Origin of the sequence: Paeniglutamicibacter sp. NPDC091659, from assembly GCF_044756805.1 — a bacterium.
GTDB lineage: Bacteria > Actinomycetota > Actinomycetes > Actinomycetales > Micrococcaceae > Paeniglutamicibacter.
On record NZ_JBIVTO010000009.1, the window covers coordinates 14489 to 35858 of the forward strand.

16 protein-coding genes are annotated in these 21370 nt (G+C 68.1%); 2 read left to right on the top strand and 14 right to left on the bottom strand.

Translation table 11 applies throughout. The annotated features are described in order from the left end of the window. Positions 1–24: 24 nt before the first annotated feature. The 14 genes from ACIQLF_RS15825 to ACIQLF_RS15890 all read right to left on the bottom strand — a co-directional run bounded on the left by ACIQLF_RS15825 (position 25) and on the right by ACIQLF_RS15890 (position 19779). Positions 25–495 (bottom strand): hypothetical protein, encoded by a 471-nt coding sequence (locus ACIQLF_RS15825; protein WP_400300362.1) that lies wholly within the window; start codon positions 493–495, stop codon positions 25–27. Then, entirely contained in the window at positions 492–2288 is a 1797-nt protein-coding gene (locus tag ACIQLF_RS15830) for a hypothetical protein (protein ID WP_400300365.1), read from the bottom strand. The genes ACIQLF_RS15825 and ACIQLF_RS15830 overlap by 4 nt, the downstream gene beginning before the upstream one ends. Beyond that, positions 2285–4606, bottom strand: a complete 2322-nt coding sequence (locus tag ACIQLF_RS15835; RefSeq protein WP_400300367.1) for a phosphotransferase — start codon at positions 4604–4606, stop codon at positions 2285–2287. The genes ACIQLF_RS15830 and ACIQLF_RS15835 overlap by 4 nt, the downstream gene beginning before the upstream one ends. A gap of 1 nt (position 4607) precedes the next feature. After that, positions 4608–5528 carry a family 16 glycosylhydrolase gene (locus ACIQLF_RS15840; RefSeq protein ID WP_400300370.1) on the bottom strand — a complete coding sequence of 307 codons (921 nt, stop codon included), beginning with the start codon at positions 5526–5528 and terminating at the stop codon, positions 4608–4610. Next, positions 5521–6561, bottom strand: a complete 1041-nt coding sequence (locus ACIQLF_RS15845; RefSeq protein ID WP_400300372.1) for a GNAT family N-acetyltransferase — start codon at positions 6559–6561, stop codon at positions 5521–5523. Before ACIQLF_RS15845 ends, ACIQLF_RS15840 begins: the two co-directional genes overlap by 8 nt. Positions 6562–6637: 76 nt before the next feature. Further along, positions 6638–7696, bottom strand: a complete 1059-nt coding sequence (locus ACIQLF_RS15850) for a GNAT family N-acetyltransferase (protein ID WP_400300374.1) — start codon at positions 7694–7696, stop codon at positions 6638–6640. After that, positions 7693–8484, bottom strand: coding sequence for a polysaccharide deacetylase family protein (locus ACIQLF_RS15855; RefSeq protein WP_400300377.1), 792 nt, complete (start codon positions 8482–8484; stop codon positions 7693–7695). Before ACIQLF_RS15855 ends, ACIQLF_RS15850 begins: the two co-directional genes overlap by 4 nt. After that, positions 8481–10643, bottom strand: coding sequence for a glycosyltransferase (locus ACIQLF_RS15860; protein ID WP_400300379.1), 2163 nt, complete (start codon positions 10641–10643; stop codon positions 8481–8483). The genes ACIQLF_RS15855 and ACIQLF_RS15860 overlap by 4 nt, the downstream gene beginning before the upstream one ends. A 20-nt stretch (positions 10644–10663) precedes the next feature. After that, a complete protein-coding gene (locus ACIQLF_RS15865) occupies positions 10664–11503 on the bottom strand; it encodes a glycosyltransferase family 2 protein (RefSeq protein ID WP_400300382.1) in 840 nt (279 codons plus the stop codon). Positions 11504–12415: 912 nt separating this feature from the next. Next, the gene (locus tag ACIQLF_RS15870) at positions 12416–12979 is read right to left on the bottom strand and encodes a hypothetical protein (RefSeq protein ID WP_400300385.1); all 564 of its coding nucleotides are present in this window, start codon (positions 12977–12979) and stop codon (positions 12416–12418) included. A gap of 90 nt (positions 12980–13069) precedes the next feature. Next, entirely contained in the window at positions 13070–13555 is a 486-nt protein-coding gene (locus tag ACIQLF_RS15875) for a DUF805 domain-containing protein (RefSeq protein ID WP_400300387.1), read from the bottom strand. Between the two features lie 177 nt (positions 13556–13732). Further along, on the bottom strand, positions 13733–17110 hold the full coding sequence (cydD, locus tag ACIQLF_RS15880; protein ID WP_400300390.1) for a thiol reductant ABC exporter subunit CydD: 3378 nt from the start codon (positions 17108–17110) through the stop codon (positions 13733–13735). A 43-nt stretch (positions 17111–17153) separates the two neighbouring features. Continuing rightward, a complete protein-coding gene (cydB, locus tag ACIQLF_RS15885) occupies positions 17154–18176 on the bottom strand; it encodes a cytochrome d ubiquinol oxidase subunit II (RefSeq protein WP_400300393.1) in 1023 nt (340 codons plus the stop codon). A 28-nt stretch (positions 18177–18204) separates the two neighbouring features. Then, complete coding sequence (locus ACIQLF_RS15890) at positions 18205–19779, bottom strand: cytochrome ubiquinol oxidase subunit I (protein ID WP_400300753.1); 1575 nt, start codon at positions 19777–19779, stop codon at positions 18205–18207. A gap of 200 nt (positions 19780–19979) precedes the next feature. On the opposite strand from ACIQLF_RS15890, the gene ACIQLF_RS15895 reads away from it, so the two are divergent. Further along, positions 19980–20354 carry a BlaI/MecI/CopY family transcriptional regulator gene (locus ACIQLF_RS15895; RefSeq protein ID WP_400300396.1) on the top strand — a complete coding sequence of 125 codons (375 nt, stop codon included), beginning with the start codon at positions 19980–19982 and terminating at the stop codon, positions 20352–20354. A 24-nt stretch (positions 20355–20378) separates the two neighbouring features. Continuing rightward, on the top strand, positions 20379–21338 hold the full coding sequence (locus ACIQLF_RS15900) for a M56 family metallopeptidase (RefSeq protein WP_400300397.1): 960 nt from the start codon (positions 20379–20381) through the stop codon (positions 21336–21338). Positions 21339–21370 lie beyond the last annotated feature (32 nt).

Here is a 21370-nt window from a genome sequence, read left to right on the forward strand (position 1 = left end):
CACGTCAGTGGACCACCGGGGTTCTCATCCCCGCACCCCGGGGCCCGCAGCGCGGTCCGCATCCGGCGATTCCCTGTCCGGATCGCGGACGGGATAGTCCACGCGCAGCCGGGAAACCTTTTCGATCTCGAGCGAGAAGGTTCCGGTTTTCGGGTCGGCAACGGTGTGGTCCGCGGCGGGGCGGCGCAACGGCAGGAAACCGCACAGCGCGATGAGCACCAAGAGGGCGAATCCTGCCACGGGCGACCACCACCCGGTCACCGCCATGGCGGTTCCCACGGCAATCGTCGCGCAGATGCTGAACACGGCGGTCAGCGCCAGCGTGTCGCCCCGGTCCTTCAGGTCCATCCTGCGGGCCCACCCGTACCCGGGCACAAGCAGGCAGAATGCCGCGGCGCAGACCGTGCGCACCCAGGCAACCTCGACGATGAGCAGCAAGAGCAACGCCGCGGCAACCACGGCGGCCTCGGTCAGCAGCAACCGCCGGCGGCTCATTTCCCCGCCCCCTGCTCCGATGACGCGAAAACGATCGCGTCCCGCGTCTGGAAGACGATCTTGAAGTCCTTGGAACGTCGCAACGACTCCTCGATCCGGTCCAGGCTGCCCGGCGGCATGGCCTCGCCGTTGTCGACCGCGAGCTTCTGTCCCCGGGTGATCAGCACGTAGGCGTCGGCGTACTTCGGGTCGGCGAACCAGCGCGCCAACTTTGCCGCCGGGTCATCCAGCATTTCGGCCGTCGAGTCTTCCGGTTCGCGGTCCAACGGCACATAGGTGAACTTGTCGTAGTCGATGAAGCGGCCAGGGTAGTTCGTGCTGCCCTCGACCAGCAGCGACTCCGGCGCGGCGTGCGTGTACACCCAACGCGATGCCTCCACCTCCTGGGGGGTGAAGTAGTTCTCGCGTTCCTTCCCGTAGTACCCGAGCAGGAACCCCGGGGCAACCATGGCCATGATGGCGGCGGCCGTCACCAGGCTGCGCAACGGGAAACCGCGGCCGTCGCGCGGGATGCAGGCCTGGGCGGCGAGGATGGCGATGAACGGGGCCGCGAAGAGGAAGGCCCTGAAGAGCACCTCGCCGCCGAACCCGGTGGTCAGCACCAGGACGCCCGGCAGGACCATGAGCGTCGTGGCGGTGAGCAGCAGGCCGCCGGTCGTCCGGTGGCGCCACACCCCGATCAGCGAGGCCAGCACCGAGACGGCCACCGTGAACCTGCCGCCCCAGACCACCTGCAGGTCCGCCTGGCTGGTCTGCCCGCTGGACTTTTCCAGGGTCTGGTCGGCGTTGCCCACGACGTTGCCGAATTCCGACACCAGGTCCATGAGGTTCGGCAGGGTGTAGTCCAGCGCCCCGGTCAGCGCCCAGCCCGCGGTGATCGCGCCCGCCACCAGCGGAAGGTACCAGCCCTTGGTGCGGCGCAGGGCGATCAGCGCGAAGACCGCCAGCAGCATCATCATGGGGGTGATCTGGTGGCTGACGGCGATCGCCGCGACGATGGCGACGAACGGCCAGATCATGGCCCGCCGCGGCATCCGGCGGAGCATGACCCCGATCAGTCCCAGGTACAGCACGTAGGCCACGGCCTGCGGGGAATAGTAGTCCTGTCCCACCCAGTTGATGAGCAGGAAGAACATCAGCCCCAGCCAGATGACCGTGCGGTCTCGGGTCAGGCCGCGGAAGACGAAGCGAAGCACCACGAGGTTCAGCAGGTTGAAGGCCACCGGCGCCCAGGAGGCGATGCCGAGGGTGTCCGGCTGGCCGGACAGCTCCGTCAGCAGGGCGCCGCCCGTGAAGAAGCCGGGCCAATTGTGGTAGATTTGCCCGGCCTCGATGCCCGGGTCCACCGACCCGTTGCGCATGACGTAGTCGACGATGCCGACATGCTTGTAGGCCCACGCGTACCGGAGGGTGCCGTAGAGCACCGGCGGCGTGCCGTGCATCAGGCCGACGTAGGTCACCAGGTAGATGCCAAGCACCCATTCCGGGCGCTTCCGGTACAAGCTGGCCAGGAACCCTCCCAGCAGCAACACCAGCGCCGCCACCGTGAGCGGGGTGAACAGGGTCAGCAAGCCCAGCGCACCCATGGTGCGCGGGTCGGCCCCCCGGAAACCCAGGATCCAGAGTGCGGCGGCCACGAGCGGCACGGCCACGAACACCAGCTCACGGCGGAGCCCCGCGAGGCGCCCACCGGCGGGCCGCGCCAGCGAGTGGGCGGGCCGCGGGCCCGGAGTCGCAGGTGGTTCCTGCGGGGTCCGTGAAACCGGCAGCGCCGGGTGACTCTGTACACTCACCGCAGGCCCCCAGCCGTTGTTTTCCTGTTGTCGACGTCGAACAACCTGATGACCGGTCCGACGTTGCGGGCCAGCCAGACGAGCCCGACCCTGTTGGTCGAGGCACGGGCCAGGCCCGCCTCGACGTGCCACAGCCAAGTCTGCAACACCAGGTGCTCGATTTCCAGATCCCCGTTGGGAAGTTCCACGCCCAGCCGGGCCAGCCCCGACCTGAGGTCATCGGGCCTTTCCAGCGCCTCGAGCACCGCGCTGCCCAGCTCGCCGGGTCGCGTCGTGAGCCACCAGTGGACCAGGTCGGTGTCCGGCAGCCCGACGGTGCGTGCGTTTTCCCAGTCGACGATGCCGCTCACGCACGGGGTTCCCGGTGCCCCGCCCAGCAGCACGTTGCCCGGCCACAGGTCCCCGTGGACGCAGCCCGTGAGCACCTGCCGCCCACGCCAGGCCCCGCGCAATTCGGCGGAGAGCCTGTCCAGCCTGGCCGAGGCGCCCGGAAGGCCGTACACCTGCCGGATCGCGTCGATCGGGCCGTCGACCCATTCGGCCAGCAGCCCCTCGTCGATGACCCGCAAGGCGGCCGTCGCCGAGTGGATCCGGCCCATCGCGGCGAGCACGGCGCGGGCAACCGCCTCTGCGCCGGCCGGGTCGGTGGCGGGGTCGGTGGCAGGCCGGCCCGGCAGCCGGGTCTCGGCAAGGACCCGCTGGCCGTCGAGCGTGGCGCGTTGCACCACCCGCGGCAGCAGCGCCGCCAGGTCGCCGCCAACTTCCGCGCCGAGGCCTTCCACGGCCGCGGCATGGAGGTCGATGCCCCGCGAGGCGGCCGGCGAGATGGCGATCTTGACCACCGTCTCCCCCTCCGCGCCGCCGACGGCCAGCACCAGGGTGTCGGAGTCCGAGGTCAGCAGCCGGGTCGGCGCGTCGGCCGGCAGCCCGCAGGCAGCCAGGGCGGGTGCCACCAGGCGCCCGCTGCGCCGGGCGTTGCGCCACTGCCGCCAGGCGCGGGGCAGCTGCCCCGCCGCGGCCGCGAACGACTGCCAGCCCCGGCGGTCCGCCCACAGCCCCGAGCGCCCCGAGCACAGCAGGAACAGCGCGACCAGTGACTGGTTGGCCAGGATCACCACGCCGATGCCGGTGAGCCCCCACCAGCCCAGGGCCAGCCAGGATCCTCCCCAGGTGGCGGCGGCGGTGAATGCGTACACCCCGAGCACGGTGCGCATGTCCCCTCGCACCCGGGCGGTGCTGATGCCGATGCCCACGATCAGCTGCGGGATCGCCGAGGCCAGGATGAGCCGCAGGGCGCCCGTGGCGTTTTCGGCGTAGTGCGGGCCCATCAGGTGCAGCACCAGGGGTGCCAGCAGGATCCCGGCGAGCGCGGCCGGCACGACCAGCTGGGCGCTGTGCAGCAGGGCCCTGCGGGCATGGGCCGTGGCGTTGTCCGGGTCGTGCACCGACTCGGCGATCAGCGCGCTGCCGACGTTGCTGGTGACCAGGTACAACGCATACCCCACGGTGTTGGCCATGAACCAGTAGGCGCTGGCTTCCGCGCCCGCCACGTGGAGGACGATCAGGGTCAGCACGTCGGTGGTCGCAAACCAGAGCAGCGACGCCAGGTGGTCGGGGGCGGCGAACCTGACCAGCCGGGCCAGCGGGACGCGGGCCTCCGCGGGCGGGCGGGGATCCAGGGCGGCCGCCTGCCGCGCGAAGCGCAACACCAGGGCGGTGACGAACAGGACCGCAAGCACTGCCGGGAGCACCGTGGCGGCAAAGACCGCCCAGGCCACCGTCGAGGCGAGCAGCGGCAGCGCGGCGATCTTCAGCACCGAGGAGACCCCGTTCTGGATCGGCACCCAGCCGGTGCGCCGCAGTCCGATGAGCACCTGGTCCTGGAGGACGAAGACGACCCAGACGGCCGTGCCCAGCACGAACGCGAGCACGGCCAGGGGGCTTTCGCGCAGGAACCCGAGTTTTTCCGCCCACACGGGCTGCCCGGCCAGGAAGATCCCCGCGGCGAGCATGGCCGCCCCGGCGCAGAACGCGTAGCAGGTCAGGATGAGCCGCGGGGTGCCGGAGCCGGCCGCCGGCAGGAAGCGGAGCAGCCCGTTGCGCATCCCCAGGGTCGCGAAGTTGGCCAGCAGGGTCACCGTCGACATGAGCGCCGCGCCCACGCCCACTGCCTCGGTCGGGAGCCAGCGCGCGGCAAGTGCCCAGAAGGCGAGGCCCAACAGCGAGGTCAGCCCGGTGCCGATGATCAGCGCGTCGGCGCTGCGCCGCAGCGGATCGCCCATCCGCGCCTTGACCGAGGCCACAAGTCCTTTTTTCACGTTAGTCATTGCTCCGGATCCGGACGTGGTCGATGCCGAAGACTGCAGGGAACTTGGTGTCGGCGTCGGGTGCCCCGGGGAAGGATCCACCCACCGCAAGGTTCATGACCAGGTACATCGGCTCGTCGGGCACCTGCTTGTCCACCAGTTGCCACACCTGCCGCCCGTCCAGGTAGTACACGAGCTTGCCGGGCGACCAGTCCACGGCGATCGTGTGCCATCCCCCCGCGAGGGTGTACCCGTCCGGGAGGACGTACTTCTTCCCGATCGAGCTTGCGTTCCTGTCCTTGGGGTGCAGGCGCATCCGCAGCCGCCCCGCATCGTGGCCCAGCACCTCCAGGATGTCGATCTCGGGCGTGGAGTTCTCATTTGCCGGAAGCAGCCAGATGGCCGGCCACAGCCCCTGTCCCGTGGGGATCCGGAAGCGGGCCTCGACCTTGCCGTAGGTGAACGCCAGCTTGGGCGCCTTCTCGTGGGCCGGCGGCCCGGTGGTGACCATGCCCGAGGCGAACCCGTAGTCCTTGCCGTCGGAGGCGGAGATGGCGCGGTGTTCGGCGGTCAGCTGCAGGGCCCCGCCCGAGACCTTCACCTGTTGCGGCAGGTACCACTCGAGCTCTTCGTTGGAGCCGATGGTGCAGCCGCCCTCCTGCCACCAGTGGCAGGTGTTCCAGACGGAGGTGTCGAGCTTGTTTCCGTCGAAGTCCTCATCCAGGAGGACCTTGCCTTGGGGTTTCACGGCGGCGGGATCCTTGCCCCGGGGCGCCACCACGGGTGGCATCGCGAAGCCGCCCGGCTCCACCTCGGCGGCCAACGACCCGCTGTCCTGGTCGATCACCTGCGGGCGCACGCTGGATCCGAGGAGCGGAACCATGGCAAGGGCCAGGCAGGCACCCAGCGCCGCGGTCCAGGGCCGGCTAGACATCGCGGAATCCCAGGACCCGCTTGGCCGCCCGGCGCAGCGTGGCATCGGTGCGGGTCCAGGGCAACCTGTCCAGCCGCAGCTCGGCATAGTCGTGGGGCACGGCCCCGAACTTCTCCTTGAACCGGGCCAGCGCGGCCGACTGGCCGGACTCGCCCAGGTGGTACTCGGCGCAGCGCCTCTCGCAGGCCATTTGCAGGGTCGTCCACTGGACCAGCTCCCCGGCCCCGGTGGACCCGACCAGGTCCTTGTCCATGGCCGCCCTGGTGTCGTGGGCCGTCGCGGCGAAAAGCGTGATGGACCCGGCTGCCGGCCGGCCATCGACATAGGCGAGCGTGACGGTGAAGTTCTCCCCCAGGTGGCGGCCCATCGACTGCAGCTTGCCCAGCGGGTCCCGCCGCCTGGCCCGCGCGTGGGCGAGCATGCGCGGTTCGTGTTGGTGCGCGGCCCAGCGGTCGACCGACGTGAGGAACAGCGAGTAGTACTCCCCCAGCAGGGCGCCGGAGTGGCCCGTTTCTATGCGCACACCTTCCCGTTCCGCGGCCCGGATGCCGCGGCGGGCAGACTTGGACAGTCCGTTCCAGGCTCCTTCGGTCCCTCCGGCCAGGTCGATGACGTGCGCGCGGCGCGGGATCGTGAGGACGCCCGCGTCGAGGGCTTCGGCCCAGGGGTGCCAGCGTTGCGGATCGGGCCGGATGGACACGCGCTGGCGACCCAGCCTGCGCAGGTCGTGCAGCACCGCGCGGGCCATGTCGGCGTCGACGTCATCGCCGACGAGCCCTCCCATGCCCCATCCCGACGGGTAGGACTGGAGCCATCCGCCGACGCCGGCCAGGCCGCGGCGCGCAACCAGGGGCAGCAGCACCTCCCGGCCGTCGGCAAAGGAGTACAGGCGGCTGGCATCGCGGTAGCGGCCGTCCGCCTCCATGGCATCAATCCATTCCGGGGCGTGCTCCGGCAGGGCCCCCGGATCGTTGGCCAGGACGCTGTGCCACTTCTCCCGCGGAACGGGAGAGGCAACCAGGTGTTTGATCATGGGACGCACCATCTCTCAACACTCGTTGCTCGGGCGGAACCGGTCAACCGGTCGCCGCATGCTGGTTTGCGGTCGCTCAAACATCGCGGAAGCCCAGGACCCGCTTGGCCGCGCGGCGCAGCACGGCGTCGGTGCGGGTCCACGGCAGCCGGTCCAGCCGCAGCTCGGCGTAGTCGAAGGGGCGGGCCCCGAACTTCTCCTTGAACTGTGCCAGCGCGGCCGACTGTCCCGACTCGCCCATATTGTAGACGGCGCACCCGCGCTCGCAGGCCAACTTGATGGTCGTCCATTGGACAAGCTCTCCGGCGCCCGTCCTGCCGACCAGTTCCCGGTCCATGGCCGAACGCGTGTAATGCGCCGTCCGGCCGTACAGCGTGATCGACCCGGCGGCGGGCTTGCCGTCGATGTAGGCGAGCGTCACCAAGAACCCCTCACCTAGGTGCCGGCCGATGAGTTCCAACTTGGCCAACGGGTCTCGCAGACTGGCCCGCGCGTGGGCCAGCGCCCGCGGCTCGTGCTGGTGCTCGGCCCAGCGGTCCACCGAGGAAAGGAACAACGAGTAGTAGTCCTGCAGCAGGGCACCGGAGTGGCCCGTTTCGATGCGCACTCCTAGCCGTTCGGCATTCCGGACGTGTCGGCGCGTCGAATTGGACAGGCCATGCCACACTTTTTCAGCGCCTTCGCCCAGGTCGATGACGTGCACGCGTCGCGGAATCGTGAGCACCTTCCCGTCGAGGGCTTCCGCCCAAGCCTGCCAGCGCCGGGGGTCCGGCCGGATGGCCACACGCTGCCGGCGGAGTTGGCGCAGGTCGTGCAGCACGGCGCGCGCAACATCCGCGTCGATTCCGGCCCCCACCAGTCCGCCCATGCCCCAGCCCGAGGGGTAGGACAGCAGCCATCCGCCAATGCCGACGGGGCCGCGGCGCCTCACCAGCGGCAGGATCACTTCCCGGCCGTCGGCAAAGGTGTACAGGCGGCTGGCATCGCGGTAGCGGCCGCCGTCGGTCAGCGCGTCGATCCATTCCGGGGAATGCTCGGGCAGGGCCAGCGGGTCGCCGGCCAGTACGCTGCGCCATTTGTCCCGGGGAACGGGTGAATCCACCTGGTGCGTGGTCGGGGCTGTTTGAACTGTCATGATCCATTCCTCGCACGGAAGCGACGGACTTCCCGCCACACGGCGGTCCGCAGGCGCTCCCGGCGGGGGGCGCGCTTGGCGTGGCGCCCGTCCAGGACGCCCGCGAGGTGTTCCGCGGTGCAGTCCGCCATCACGGTGTACCGGGCCAGGGCGAACCTGTCGTCCCCGGCATGGCTCAGGGCGTTGCGCACCGCGGCGGCCGAGGTGTAGCCGGCATCGGCGACCATCTTCTTGGTCGCACGGTCGTGGTAGCCGTGGGGGTAGGCGAAGGTCTCGACCGGCCTGCCCACGATCGCCTCCAGCGCATTCTTGCTGTCAAGGATTTCGCGCCAGGCCCGCCCGCGCCCCACGGCATCCAGCTGCGGGTGGGTCATGCTGTGGGCCCCGATTTCCACGCCGTCGTCGGAAAGCGCCCCGATATCGAGCGCCCCAAGGATGGGCAAACCGCCGGCGCCCATGGGTTCGAGCCATTCGCTGCTGCCGCCCACCAGCCCCGCGGTGACGTAGAGGGTGGCGGGCAAGTCCCTGGCCTTCATCAGCGGCCAGGCGTTCGACGCGAAATCGGAGAATCCGTCGTCGAAGGTCACCACCACGGTCCGTTCCGGCACCGGGCGCCCCGCCAGGGTCAGTTCCATGAGTTGGCCGACGGTCAGGCCCGTGTAGCCGAGCTCGACGAGCGTGTCGAGGTGTTCCTCGAACATTCCGCTGCCCACCGCCCACGGCTTGAAGTCGGCCGGGGGCTGGTCGCTGACGGAGTGGTACAGCAGGATCGGAATGTCCTGGCTCATCGCGTTCCCCCCTGCCTGGCTGCCCGGTTGAGCCTGTGTCGGCTCAGTACATACCGCCCGGGGCCGGAGATCAATCCCCGCCGGTGCTCCCGCAACAGGTCCTTCGGCCACGGAGGCAGCCCCTCGACGGCCGGCGGGCGCAGTATCCGGGCGGCCCTGGCCTGAAGGGAGGCCACGTTCAGGGCCAGGACCAGGACCATGCGCGGATCGCGCAGCAGGCATCGCGTCAGGTGTGCGCCGAGCCCGGCCCCGTACCCGTAGACCTGGCGGCGCAGGGCGGCATACTCGCGGTGGTGGGGATGCAGCACGATGGCCGCCGGCTCGTAGACGATCCGGTGCCCCGAATCCAACACGTCGTAGAACGCGGCCAGGTCGTCCCCGCCCATCGCCACCGTCCCGGTGCCCAGTGCCGTCTCGAAACCCCCGGCACCCTGCAGGTAGGAGGTCCGGAAGGCCATGTTCGCCCCGGAGCCGCAGGCCCCGGAGGCGTAGGGCAACAGGGGATTTTCGCCGTTGCCCCGAGAGGCGTCGAACACCCGGCGGCCGAGGCCCTTGTCGTAGGTCTCGTTGCCCTCGACCCACTGCTGCGGAAGCGTCTCGAGCTCGCGGGGCGCGATCATGCCGGTGACGCACACGGCCTGCGCATCCTCGGCAAAGACGCGCACGATCCGCTCGAGCCAGTGCCGATCGGCCAGCACGTCGTCGTCGGTGAAGGCCACGATTTCCGTGTCGATGTGCGGAAGGGCGGCGTTGTGGGCGTGGGCCAGCCCCGGCCGGTCCTCGCGCACGTAGACCAGGCGCGGGTCCTGCGCGGTGCGCAGGGCCATCAGCTCGCCGGTTTGGTTGTCCGACGGGGCGTTGTCAACGACGATGATGCGCTGCGCGGACGCGGTGCCGGAAAGGACCGAGTCCAGGCATTCTACGAGTTGCGCGGGGCGGTTCCTGGTGGCAATGACCACCGTCGCCGGGATCCCGTCGCCCGGTGCCGCGGCGGTCGCCCGTTCGGGCCTCTGTTGGGAGGCATCGGCCCGGGGCGCCGCTTCCGCCATCCGCCGGCGGAACAGCTCGGCGGTGAGCGGTTCCTCGCCGGAGAGCTCGATGCGCAGCTTGGCGACGGGGTCGCCTCCGTTGGTGACCAGGCACAACGCACTTCGGTGCGTGGCGCCGGGCTCCAGGGTGTCCAGCGCCGCGCCCGGATCCTGCAGGTCGATGACCAGGGGCAGGACCGGCGGCACCGCCGGCAGTTCCGCCACCGGCTCGCCCGGGCCGGCGAGCCGTGCCCTCAGGAAACCGGCCGTGGTGAACGACAGCCCCGCCACGATCGCCCCGGCCCTGGCCGGACCGAACCGGTCCATGCGGAGCCCCGCGGCGAGGTTGCGCAGGACCCCGGAGGGCAGGGTCTTGCCCACGTAGGAGCGTTCCGCGGAGAGTGCCCGCGAAGGGCCCGCCGTGCGAGCGACCCGTGCCTTGGAGACACCCTCGGCGTGGCAGCGGGTGCGGAAGTACGACCACGAGGCCCTCGCCTCCGGGACCCGGTGGTGGACGACGGCATCCGGTTCATAGAGGAACACGCCGTCGGGGAAAGCCCGGGAAGCGCGGATGCACCATTCGGTCTCCTCGCAGCCCGCCGCGCCGGCCGCGGTGCGGCCCAGCCCGGAGTCGAAGCCGCCGACGGCCCCCAGGACGGTGCTGCGCATCGACATGTTGCACCCCATGAGGTTGCGCACCGAGGCGCGCTCCCCCGGCAGGCCCGTGTAGCTGCAGCCGACCACCCAGCCGAACTCCGCCGGCCACCATGCCGGTTCGGCGCTCTCCCAGACGGGGACCGCGGAACCGCCGACTCCAAGCACGCGTGGATCGGCAAACGGTGCGACAAGCCGTTCCAGCCATTGCGGATCGGCGGTTGCATCGTCGTCGAGAAACACCACCACCTCGCCACGGGCCACGCCGATCCCGGTGTTTCGCGCCCCGGACAACCCACGCGGGCCCGTGCTTGGAACCACCTCGACGCCGTCCAGGTCCAACCGCGCCCGTGCCAGCAATTCGGGATTGTGGTCGACAACGACAACCAGCTGGTCGCATGGCAGGCCTTGGCCCCGCACGGAGGCCACGGATGCCACGAGGTCTTCCCAGCGCCGCTCAGTGTATGTGCAGATCACGACCGAAGTCGTAACGGAGCTCATACATCCTCCGCCTGACGCGCCAGGTAAGCGGCTCCCACCATTGCGTGTACGGCAGGACGCGGCACGCCCAGGCCGGAGCGGGCACGTGTCAGCCCGCGGCGTTCCCGGTAGATGGTTCGCAGTACGCGTGCCCCGTCCCGGAAGGTGTGCAGGTTGCTTTCTCCGTGGATTCGCGAACTCTCGAACGAGGCGACTTCCACGACGCGCAGGCCGGCCGCCAGGGCCCGGATGTTCAGGAAGGTCTCCACCTCGAAGCCTCCGACTTCGCCTTCGAAGGCCGGAAGCACGTGGCGCCAGAAGGCCATGTAGCCGTAGCACAAGTCCGAGTAGCGCCCGCCAAAGACCATTCGAACGGCCTGGGTGAGGGCGAGGTTGCCGGCGGTGCGCAGCAAGGTCAGGTCGCTGCTGCCGCCTCCCTGCACAAAACGGGATCCCTTGACCACGTCGGCCCCCGCTTGAAGCGATGCGATGAAGACGACGATGTCTCCCACGTCCATCGAACCGTCGGCATCCATCATCACGATGATGTCGCCGCGGGCGGCCTCAAAGCCGGCCCGCAGGGCGTGGCCCTTTCCATGGCGCTGCTCGAGAACGATCACCGCATCCGGCCGGAATTCACGCACGACGTCCAGGGTGCCGTCGGTCGATTCCCCGTCAACGATAATCAGCTCATCCACGATGTCCGGGATGGTCGGCAGCACGTGAACGAGGTTCTTCGCCTCGTTGAGCGTCGGGATGATGAGGCTCACCTTGGGGCGGCTCTCCGGAAGGTAGATCATCGACGAGGTGGATTCAGGGTTCCCCAAGAACTCCTGCAAATCCTCATGTTTGTTCATCAAAGTCATTTTAGATTCCCCCAAGAATATACAAATTATTTTGAATATATTGAATCGTTCTCCGGTTTGGTTGTGAAGGCAATTATTATCATTGGATGCGGCCAAACGCCGCGCCGATCACCACTTGCCTCTTCGCGCTGCTCCTCGAACGCAGCGTCCTGACAACGAACCGCTCAGCAGGTTCCCCAGGGTTCCTGCGGTTGTTGATCGTGCGATAGAGTCCCCTCACTCTAGGCTGGCAGGAACCTGCGCTTGCCGAAAGCATCCCCCCACGGGATAAACCAATCGCCGGCTCCAGCCAAATGTTTTCAAGCAACCCGGTTTCGTGGATCCAATTGCCACCAGATCGTCTCGACCCTGGAAGCCGTTAACCATGTATGCCGGATTCATCCCCATCACCCAAACGAGTACGTCTGGATTACTTCACACGTTAGGCAATCCGATGCCAAGTGCTCACGCGTAATGGGTACCCAATTGATTGTCGCCGGCTACTTGGATTCAGGTTTTCCATACTCGAAGAACACTCCGCTGCTTGAAAACACTTATACTTATCGCCTTGTCAGTCAGCCTTCCCGCGTTGCGCCCTCGACACGAGTGTGACGGCCCGCGGAGCACGGGTCGTTGGCCGAACTGCCCGGATACGGCTTCATCGCAGGCCTCGTTCCTTTCCCGGGACGCATGGCGGTGGATTCACTTGTCCGCGGGTCAACGACCGATGCAGACGTTCAGCATGGAGGCGCGGAGTTCATCCGCCTCTTGGATATGGGCAATCGCCGTGCCGCGGAACATGGTGGACGGGGCAGCCGGAAGCTATTGCCGTCCTTCGCTTCTTTGCGTGTCCGCAATCCGGTTTCGGCAACTCCTGCTTGCCTTAGCGCCGCCACCGCCTGCCAGGAATTTGGCTTTGTGCGACTAATTGTCGAATTTGGCCTCGGCAACGGCGTGCGCCTGCCCATTCGGGGCTGCTTCGTTCTCTACCCTCATTTCCAATTTCTTCCCGTCCTTGGTGTTTACGTAGCTCACGAATACCGATCCGGCCCCGGCGTCGTGGCCCGACTGGCCCCAATGCGGCCCGCCGACCTTGCCGTATTGATCCAGCACCTCCAACACACCTGACTTGGCCAACTGCGCCATGCGGTCCCGGTCGCCTGCGCCCCAGGCCCTGACCAGCGCGTCGGCATACTCCAGTGCATTGTGTGGGATCGGGTTGGCATTTGAGATACCGGAAGATTCGCTCGGTGCAGGGGTCGGCACGCCGGACGTTGCAGGCGGCACCGCGACCGATGGTTCCGGCACAGTGCCCGAAATTTCGGTGGCGGGCAGCGCAGGCGTGGGCGGGTTGTCGCCACCGGGCGTGCTGCTGCAGCCGGAAAGCGCCAGCAGCCCGGCAGTGGGCGCTGCCCCCGACATCATCAGGAACTTGTTTCGCCGAGTAGACAGTGGGAGCCTCCGTTCGAGAAGCGGGATGAGATCCACTGGCGGCCCCGGCCAACGGCCCCGAGCCGGTGAGGAATCCTACCGCATATAAGGGCGGACCCAAGCGGACGCCCGGTTCCCGCCCGACGTTCAGGTCGCGCCAGGTCCGGGCGTTTCCGGTTTGTCGAAGCGCACGCCGAGCGGGTTCGAGGGCACGAGGGCGAAGCACCGGAGGATGATCCCGCCGATGCCGGGAATGAGCGCAAGCAGGAAGAACCAGCCGCTGAAGTTCGCGTCATGCAGCCGGCGCCAGGCAAGGGCGAGCGACGGCACGATCGTGGCGAGGCCCCAGATGCTCGCGAGCACGATGAAAAGGATCATTCCGCCGTTCAGGTGGAAGCCGGCTCCCCGGGATCGCTCGGACAACGCGGTCAAGAGCGAGGGGATGCAGATCGAATACAGGATCAGCCCGACGATGGCGCCGACCAGCTCCCACCACCAGAAATCGCTGCGGCTAGCCCGTCCGGAAAAGGTCGCGCACTTCTGCCAGAACCGCTTGAAGGCGGTCGGAAGGCTGGCCCCGTAGTACGGCGCCGACAGCGGAACATGGTCTCCTGCCACCGTGGAATCGCTCATCTCAAACCCTCACGATCGGGAAAACCAGCTGAACCCGCGCCGGCTGGAACAACCGCACAGTCCGGGGCGTGGCTTCACACTACGCGGGCCCGAAACCATGAACCAGGGACTTTGTGCCTGACAACGTCGAAGGCACGGAACGCTCCTTCGACGTTGCCGGCTGCCCGGCGGCCCGGTTCAGGCCCCGGCCGGGACCACGCCCTTGAGCGCGGCCAGATCGACGACCCTGTCGCAGAGCGCGGCGACGGAGGCATCGTGCGTGACAACCAATACCGCACAGTCCCGCAGCGCCCCGCGCAGGTCCGCGATCAGTTCGACAGCCTCGTCGGCGCCGAGGTGGGCGGTGGGCTCATCGAGCAGCAGCACCCGGGAGCGGGCGACCAGGGCGCGGGCCACGGCCAGGCGCTGGCGCTGCCCGCCGGAGAGATGGTGGCCGCCGGAGCCGATGCGATCGTCAAGACCGCCGGGCAGGGTCTCCAGCCAATCCTCCAGGCCGACCTGTGCCAGCACGGCAACCAGTTCGGGATCGGTGGGCTGGTCATGCAGTTCCCTGCCCAGCCCGAGGTTGGAGCGGACCGAGGAGTCAAAGAGGTGAGCTTCTTGCGGGCACCACGACACGACCGCCAGGTCCGTGGCCGTTGCCTCCGTCCAGTCTCCGTCGCCGCGTCGTGCCTGCAGGCTGCCGGCCAGCGGCGGCAGCGCGCCCAGGAACGTGGCGAGCATCGTCGACTTGCCCGATCCGGAGGGACCGGTCAGGCCGACCCAGCTGCCCGCTTCAACCTCGACTCTTGCGTCTTCAAAGACCGGCCGGCCTTCGTCCCATCCCGCACTGGCATCGTGCAGTCGGAGGCCCGTCAGGGATGCCGCGTTGGCTGCCGGACCGGCGGGGTTTTCCGCCCCGCCCGGCCCCGCGGAGGCGCCGGACGATTCGGCGTGCGCCCCCTCGAGGTTGACCCAGACGCGCTTGAGCACGTCGTCGAGCTGCGGCAGCTGCTGCACCGAGGTGCCGGTGTTGGCGATCGGTTCGCCCAACGCCAGGAGCAGCAGCCCGGCAATCGCGGCCGCTTCCCCGCCGCCGGTCGTCACGGCGACCGCCAGGACGGCGGCGACCGCCGAGAGCAGCGCGGCCCCGCCCTGGGCCAGCCCCGCACCGCGCGCGGAGGCACGCAGCGCGGCGGTTGCCTTGGCGTCCTCCCGGGCGAACCCGGCCAGCGCCGCGCCGGTGGCGTTGTTGGCGCGCAGGTCCGCGGCGGCCCGCAACAGCGTGGGAACCCTGAAACCGAGCCAGATGCGGTGCTCGCTCACGGCGATGGTGGTGCGCCTCTCGACGGCCAGGACCGCAAGGGGCAGCACCACGAAGGCGAGCAGGCCCAGCAGCAGGGCCAGCCCCAGTGCCTGCGGGGCCCAGAAGCCGATGCCGACGCTGATCACGGCCCAGGTGGCGACGCCGGCAACCGGCGGGACCAGCACGCGCGGGACCGCGTCGCGGACCTCGTCAACCTCGGCCACCAAGTGCCCCAGCGCCGCCCCGGAGCGGGTGAGCCTGCCCCACATCCTGGGCTGGGCGACCAGCGCATCCCAGAGCCGTTGGCGCAGGTTTCCGGCGAAGCGAAGCACTGCGTCGTGGATCTTGAGCTGTTCGGCATAGTGCAGCACGGAGCGGCCGATGCCGAAGGTGCGCACGCCGACGATCGCAACCATCAGGTGCAGCATGGGCGGCCGGTGGCTGGCGGTGACGATCAGCCAGCCGGAAACCCCGGTCAGCCCCACGCCGAAGAGCGCGGCGAGCGTTGCCAGCAGCAGGCCCAGTCCCATGCCACCGCGGAACCACGGCAGGGAGCGCAGCAGCTTCCAGTGCGCCAGCGTGCGCCGGCCGGAGGGGATTTCGGTCGCCAGGGTTTCCGTTGCCCGGACCGCGGGAATTTCCGGGACGGGCGCGTCCGACGTCGGTCCGGCCCCCTGGCCGGCTGCTTGGCCGGCTGCAGCATGTGTCGTTGCCTGGCCGCGCAACGCCGCGGCGAGCACCCGGTCGTGGCTTGCAACCAGCAGCGCGCAACGGTCCGTCAGACGCCGCAACGCAGCGCGGACGCGGGCCGCGGATACCTCGTCAAGGTGGGCAGTCGGCTCGTCGGCAAGCACCAGCTCGACCGCCGGGTCCGCCGCAACCCGGGCCAGCACGCGCGCCACGGCGACGCGGCGCAACTCCCCCGGGCTGCAGTCCACGAGCCGGCGGTCGGCCAGATGCCCGATGTTCGCGTCCCGGCACACGGCCTCAAGTCCCGCGGCGTCCAGCGAATTTCCGGCGTGCAGCATGATCTCGCCGCGCACGGTTTCCTCGGTGAACCGCGGGTGCTGGGAAATCCAGGCGGTGCGCTCGGGCCGCACGGCGATGCAGCCCTCCACGACCGCACCCTCGGCCAGGCCGAGCACCGCGTGCAGCAACGTGCTCTTCCCGGTGCCGCTGGCCCCGTCCAGCACGTGGGCCTGCCCCGCCGACAGCGCCAGGTCCACGTTGCGCAGGACCGGTTCGCGGCGGCCCGCGTGGCGCACCGTCAGGTTGCGGATTTCCAGCACGTTGCCGCGGGCAGGCCGCGGGGCATTGCCGGCTTCCACGGTGCCGGCGTTGATGACCTTTTCGCTGCGTTCCAGGGCCTCGACCCCGTCCTCGGAGGAATGGTAGGCGGCGCCGAGTTCGCGCAGCGGCAGGTAGGCCTCGGGTGCCAGGATCAGTGCCAGCAGGCCGGCCTCGAGTCCCATGTGCCCGTAGACCAGCCGGACGCCGATGAACACCGCGACGACGGCCACCGAAATCGTGGCGATCAGTTCCAGCGCAAGACCGGACAGGAAGGCGGTGCGCAGCGTCTTCATGCTGCTTTCCCGGTAGCCCTCGGACACCTGGGCCAGGGCGCGGCCCTTGCCCTTGGCGCGGCGCAGGCCGATCAGGGCCGGCAGCCCCTGGGCCAGCTCCAGCAGCTGGTTGGACAGCCTGTCCAGGCCCGCGGCCGCTGCCTTGACCCGGTCCTGGGTGTGCAGGCCGATGAGGATCATGAAGACCGGCACCAGCGGCAGGGTCAGCACGATGATCAGCGCCGAAACCCAGTCGGCAACCAGCACCCGCACCACCACCATGAGCGGGACGACCGTTGCCGCAACGACCGCCGGCAGGTATTTGGTGTAGTAGTTGTCCAGCCCGTCGAGCCCCCGGCTGGCCAGTGCGGCAAGCGCGCCGTGGTCCGGGCGGGATGCGGATCCCGCCTCCCGCCCGGACAGCCCGGCGGCCATGAGCTGCCCGCGCAGCTTCTCCTTGGCGCCCAGTCCGGCCCGCCGTGCGGCGAACTGGGTGCCCCACACGGCACCCGCCCGCAGGATTGCACCGGCCAGTCCCATGGCCAGCAGCCTCTGGACGTCGGCGCTGCCGGTGCCCGCCAGTTGTCCGATGGCCGTGGCAAGCGCGTCGGCAATCAGGATCAGCCCGACGGCCTTGAGGGCCGCCAGCCCGGCGAGCAGCGCCAGCACCAATCGCGATCCGGTTCCTGCGGGCAATACTGGTTTCATGGGTGTCGTGTCTTGCTTTCTGTGCGGCCGGCCGGTGGTCCGGCTAGACGATGGAGGTGACGACGTGCGCTTCGGGGATGTGCGACTCGGTGATGCGCTTGCGGAAGACCCAGTACGTCCAGCCCTGGTAGGCCAGCACCAGCGGCACGCCGAACGCCGCCACGATACTCATCAGCTTGAGCGTGTAGGGGGTCGATGACGCGTTGGACACCGTCAGGTTGTACGCGGCGTCGATCGTCGAGGGCAAAACGTTCGGGTACGCGGCCATGAAGATGGTGGCAACGCCCATGACCAGGAAGACCCCCAGGCCGATGAAGGCGCGGCCCTCGCGGCGCTTGAGGGCGCTGAGCCAGGCGACGACCAGCGCAACCACGGCAAGCGCCAGCGGCACCAGCGCGATCCCGCTGCGGTTGAGCACCACCACGGCGATCGCCCAACCGGCAAGCGGCAGCAGGGCCACCGGCAGCCAGCGGCCCAGCAACTTGCGGGCGCGGACCCGGATCTCCCCGTCGGTCTTCAGGGTCAGGAAGGAAAGCGCGTGGATCAGGCAGAAGGCAACCACGCCGAGTCCGCCGAGCACCGCATACATGTTGAACCAGGCAAAGGCACCGCCGACGCGGTCGCCGTTGGCGTTCAGCGGCAGGCCCGTGGTGCTCAGCGCCAGCATGGCGCCGATGCCGAAGGCCGCGACGAACGATCCCAGGCAGATTGCCCAGTCCCAGAAGTTCCGGGCTGCAAGGGTGTGTGCCTTGCCGCGGTATTCGAAGGATACTGCGCGGAAGATCAGCGCGATCAGCACCAGCACCAGCGGGATGTACAGGGCAGAGAACAGGGAGGCGTACCAGTAGGGGAAGGCGGCAAAGGTGGCGCCGCCGGCAGTCAGCAGCCATACCTCGTTGCCGTCCCAGACGGGGCCGACGGTGTTCAGCAACACGCGTCGTTGCTTGTCGTTCTTGGCGAAGGTCTTCATGAGCATGCCGACGCCCAGGTCGAATCCCTCAAGGAAGAGGTAGCCGATCCAGAGCACGGCGATCAGGATGAACCACAGGGTGGGTAGGAAATCCACTTAAATGTCCTCTCTTGAATCAGTGCGGTTAGTAGGCGAAGGAGAGCACATCTGTGTCCTTGTGCCCGTCGTCGGGGTGGTCGTTCAGCTCCGGCATTGCGGCTCCGACGCCGCCGCGAATGAACCTGGTCAACAGGACCACTTCGACGACGAGCAGCACCGCATAGACCAGGGTGAGCGCGATGAGCGAGAAGAGCATTTCTCCGGCGCTGACTCCCGGGGAAACCGCCGCGGCGGTGAACATGAACACCTGGTCGATCCCCTCGAAACTGGGGTTTGGCGCCACGACGAAGGGCTGGCGGCCCATCTCGGTGAAGATCCAGCCGGCGGAGTTCGCGCCGAATGGTGCCAGCATGCCGAAGAGCGCCAGGCGGGAGATCCACTTGCTGTCCGGGACGGTTCCCTTGCGGGTGAGCCACAGGGCCACTCCGGCGGCGACAGCGGAGAGGCCGCCGAGGGTGATCATCAGGCGGAATCCCCAGTAGGTCACGGCCATAACCGGCAGGTAGTCGATTTCGCTGCCGGCACGGTCCCCGTACATCGGGTCGTTGGGCAGGTGGGTGCCGTACTTCGCCTGGTACTCGGGAAGCAGCGAATTGACGCCCTTGATCTCGGTGGTGAAGTTGTCGTTCGCCAGGAAGGAGAGCAGGCCCGGGATTTCCCAGACCGCGACCATGTCTTCGCATGTTGTGGCGCCCGGCTGGCTGAGGTCGCCGATGGAGAGAATCGAGAATCCGGTTCCGTCGTGGCAGGCCGCCTCGGCCGCGGCCATCTTCATCGGCTGTTGCTGGAACATGAGCTGCGCCTGGACGTGGCCCGAGAACGCCACACCGAGGAAGGAGACGAGGGCGACCACGGCGCCGATGCGCAGCGACTTGATCCAGACCTGGTAGTCGACCTTGTCGCGGTTCTTGCCGAGCTTTGCATCCTCTCCCACTACGACGGTCCCGTCCGCATTCACTGTGTCGATTCCGGCGGCGCGACGCTTGTACAGGTGGTACCAGGAGATGCCGAGCAGGAATCCACCGGCCACGGCGAAGGCGCCGAAGATGGTGTGCGGGAACGTCACCAGCGCGGTGTTGTTGGTGAAGACGGCCCATGCGTCGGTCATCGTGGCGCGACCGTCGACGATTTCGGTGCCGACGGGGTGCTGCATCCAGGAGTTCGCGACGAGGATGAAGTAAGCGGAGAGGATGGTGGCCAGCGAGGCGCACCAAATGGTTGCGAGGTGGATGCGCTTGGGCAGACGGCCCCAACCGAAGATCCACAAACCAAGGAATGTCGATTCCACGAAGAACGCCAGCAACGCCTCCATCGCCAGCGGTGCCCCGAAGACGTCACCGACAAATCGGCTGTATTCGCTCCATGCCATGCCGAACTGGAATTCCTGGACGATTCCCGTCGCAACGCCCATGATGAAGTTGATGAGGAAAAGCTTTCCCCAGAACTTGGTCATGCGCAGGTACTCGTCCTTGCCCGTGCGATGCCACGCCGTTTGCATCACGGCGACCACCAGCCCCAGGCCTATCGTCAAGGGGACCATCAGGAAGTGATAAACGGTGGTGATGCCAAATTGCCATCTGGCGATTTCAAGGGGATCCACGGCCAACCTCTCAACACTCATCTGCTCGGACGATCCGAGTCTACTCTTTGTTTTCTACACACCGTAGAAGTTCGTTCTACTCACTGTAGAACATTTAGCCACCGCACTGTAAACTGAAGTTGGTGAGTGGCCTTTCGTGCCGCTCACGGGATCTTGCGTCGTCCGCAGGGACCCTGTTTCGAATGCGTAAGGAACTTAGATTGGCCACTCTTGGCGACCTTGAACGAGCAGTAATGGATCTCCTTTGGGACTCGGCGTCCCCTCTCACGGCCAACGAACTTCGTGATCAGCTTGCCGCACCCGGCGATGTCGAGGGCAAGGAGCTTGCCGTCACCACAGTCCTGACGGTCCTGGCACGATTGGAAAAGAAGGGGCTCGTGGCGCGCGAACGCGATATCCGCCCGCACCGCTACACCTCCGTCACCAGCCGCGAGGACCACACCGTGGCATTGATGAACGAAGCACTGGGCACGGTCATGGACCGCGAGGCCGTTTTGGCTCGCTTCATTGGCGGCATCTCCGCCGAGGAAGCACAGTCGCTACGCCAGCTGCTCGACACCCCGCACAACGCCTAACCCCACACCCGACAGCCGGGCATCGTGCTGCTGACCTCATATCTCCTGGCGGGTCTGGCCATCCTTCTGGCATGGCCCATACCCGTCGCGCTTTCGCGCGCCCGCTGGAGCGCACGATCCCCGTTCGCAGCCATGGTGGTATGGCAGGCGATTGCACTCGCCGGCGGCCTCTCCATGATCGGCGCCATGCTCTTTTGGGGCCTGAACCCCCTGGGCGATTCCTTGGTTTCGGCCTCCGTGGGCGGCTTCAAACTCCTCATGGGCGACCCCGACGTAAATTCACCCGGCCCTGTGCACATCTTTGCCCTGAGCACCGCGGCACTGCTCGGGTTTCATCTTGTCCTGACGTTGATCCGCGCTGCTTGGCGAATCAGCCGCCAGCGTTCCAGGCACCGGCACATCCTGTCGTTGCTGTCGGAAAGATCTCCCACGGATCCGGCCACTCTCGTTTTGGACCATGAAACGCCGGTTGCCTACTGCCTGCCGAGCTTTTCGGGTTCCGTCACGGTCCTTTCGCGCGGGCTGGTTCAGAAGCTTAGCCCGGACGAGCTGCGGGCCGTCATGGCCCACGAGCGGGCCCACCTGGACCAGCGGCACGACCTGCTCCTGCTCGCGTTCACCTCGTGGAACGACGCGCTTCCCTGGCTGCCCACGTCCAGGCTCTCGCTGGCCGCTGTCCAGGAACTCGTGGAAATGCTTGCCGATGACGCAGCACTGCGCGAGGTCGAGTCCCCCACGCTGCTTCGTGCGCTGCTCGCCGTCGCAACCGGCGCCTTGGGCGACCATGGAGGCAAACACTCGGCGAGCCCACCGACCGGCACTCCCGGGGGGCCTACCGAGGAACTCTCCTCGCGACGCCTGCGACGCCTGCTCACACCCGAACCGCCACTGAACAGCGCCCTGCGCAATTTCATCATCGCCACGGCAATCATCCTCTTCGCGGTGCCGACCACCCTGCTGATCGCTCCGGGCTTCTTCCAGTGATCCACTGCGCCGGAGCGTCCGGCGCCGCCTTT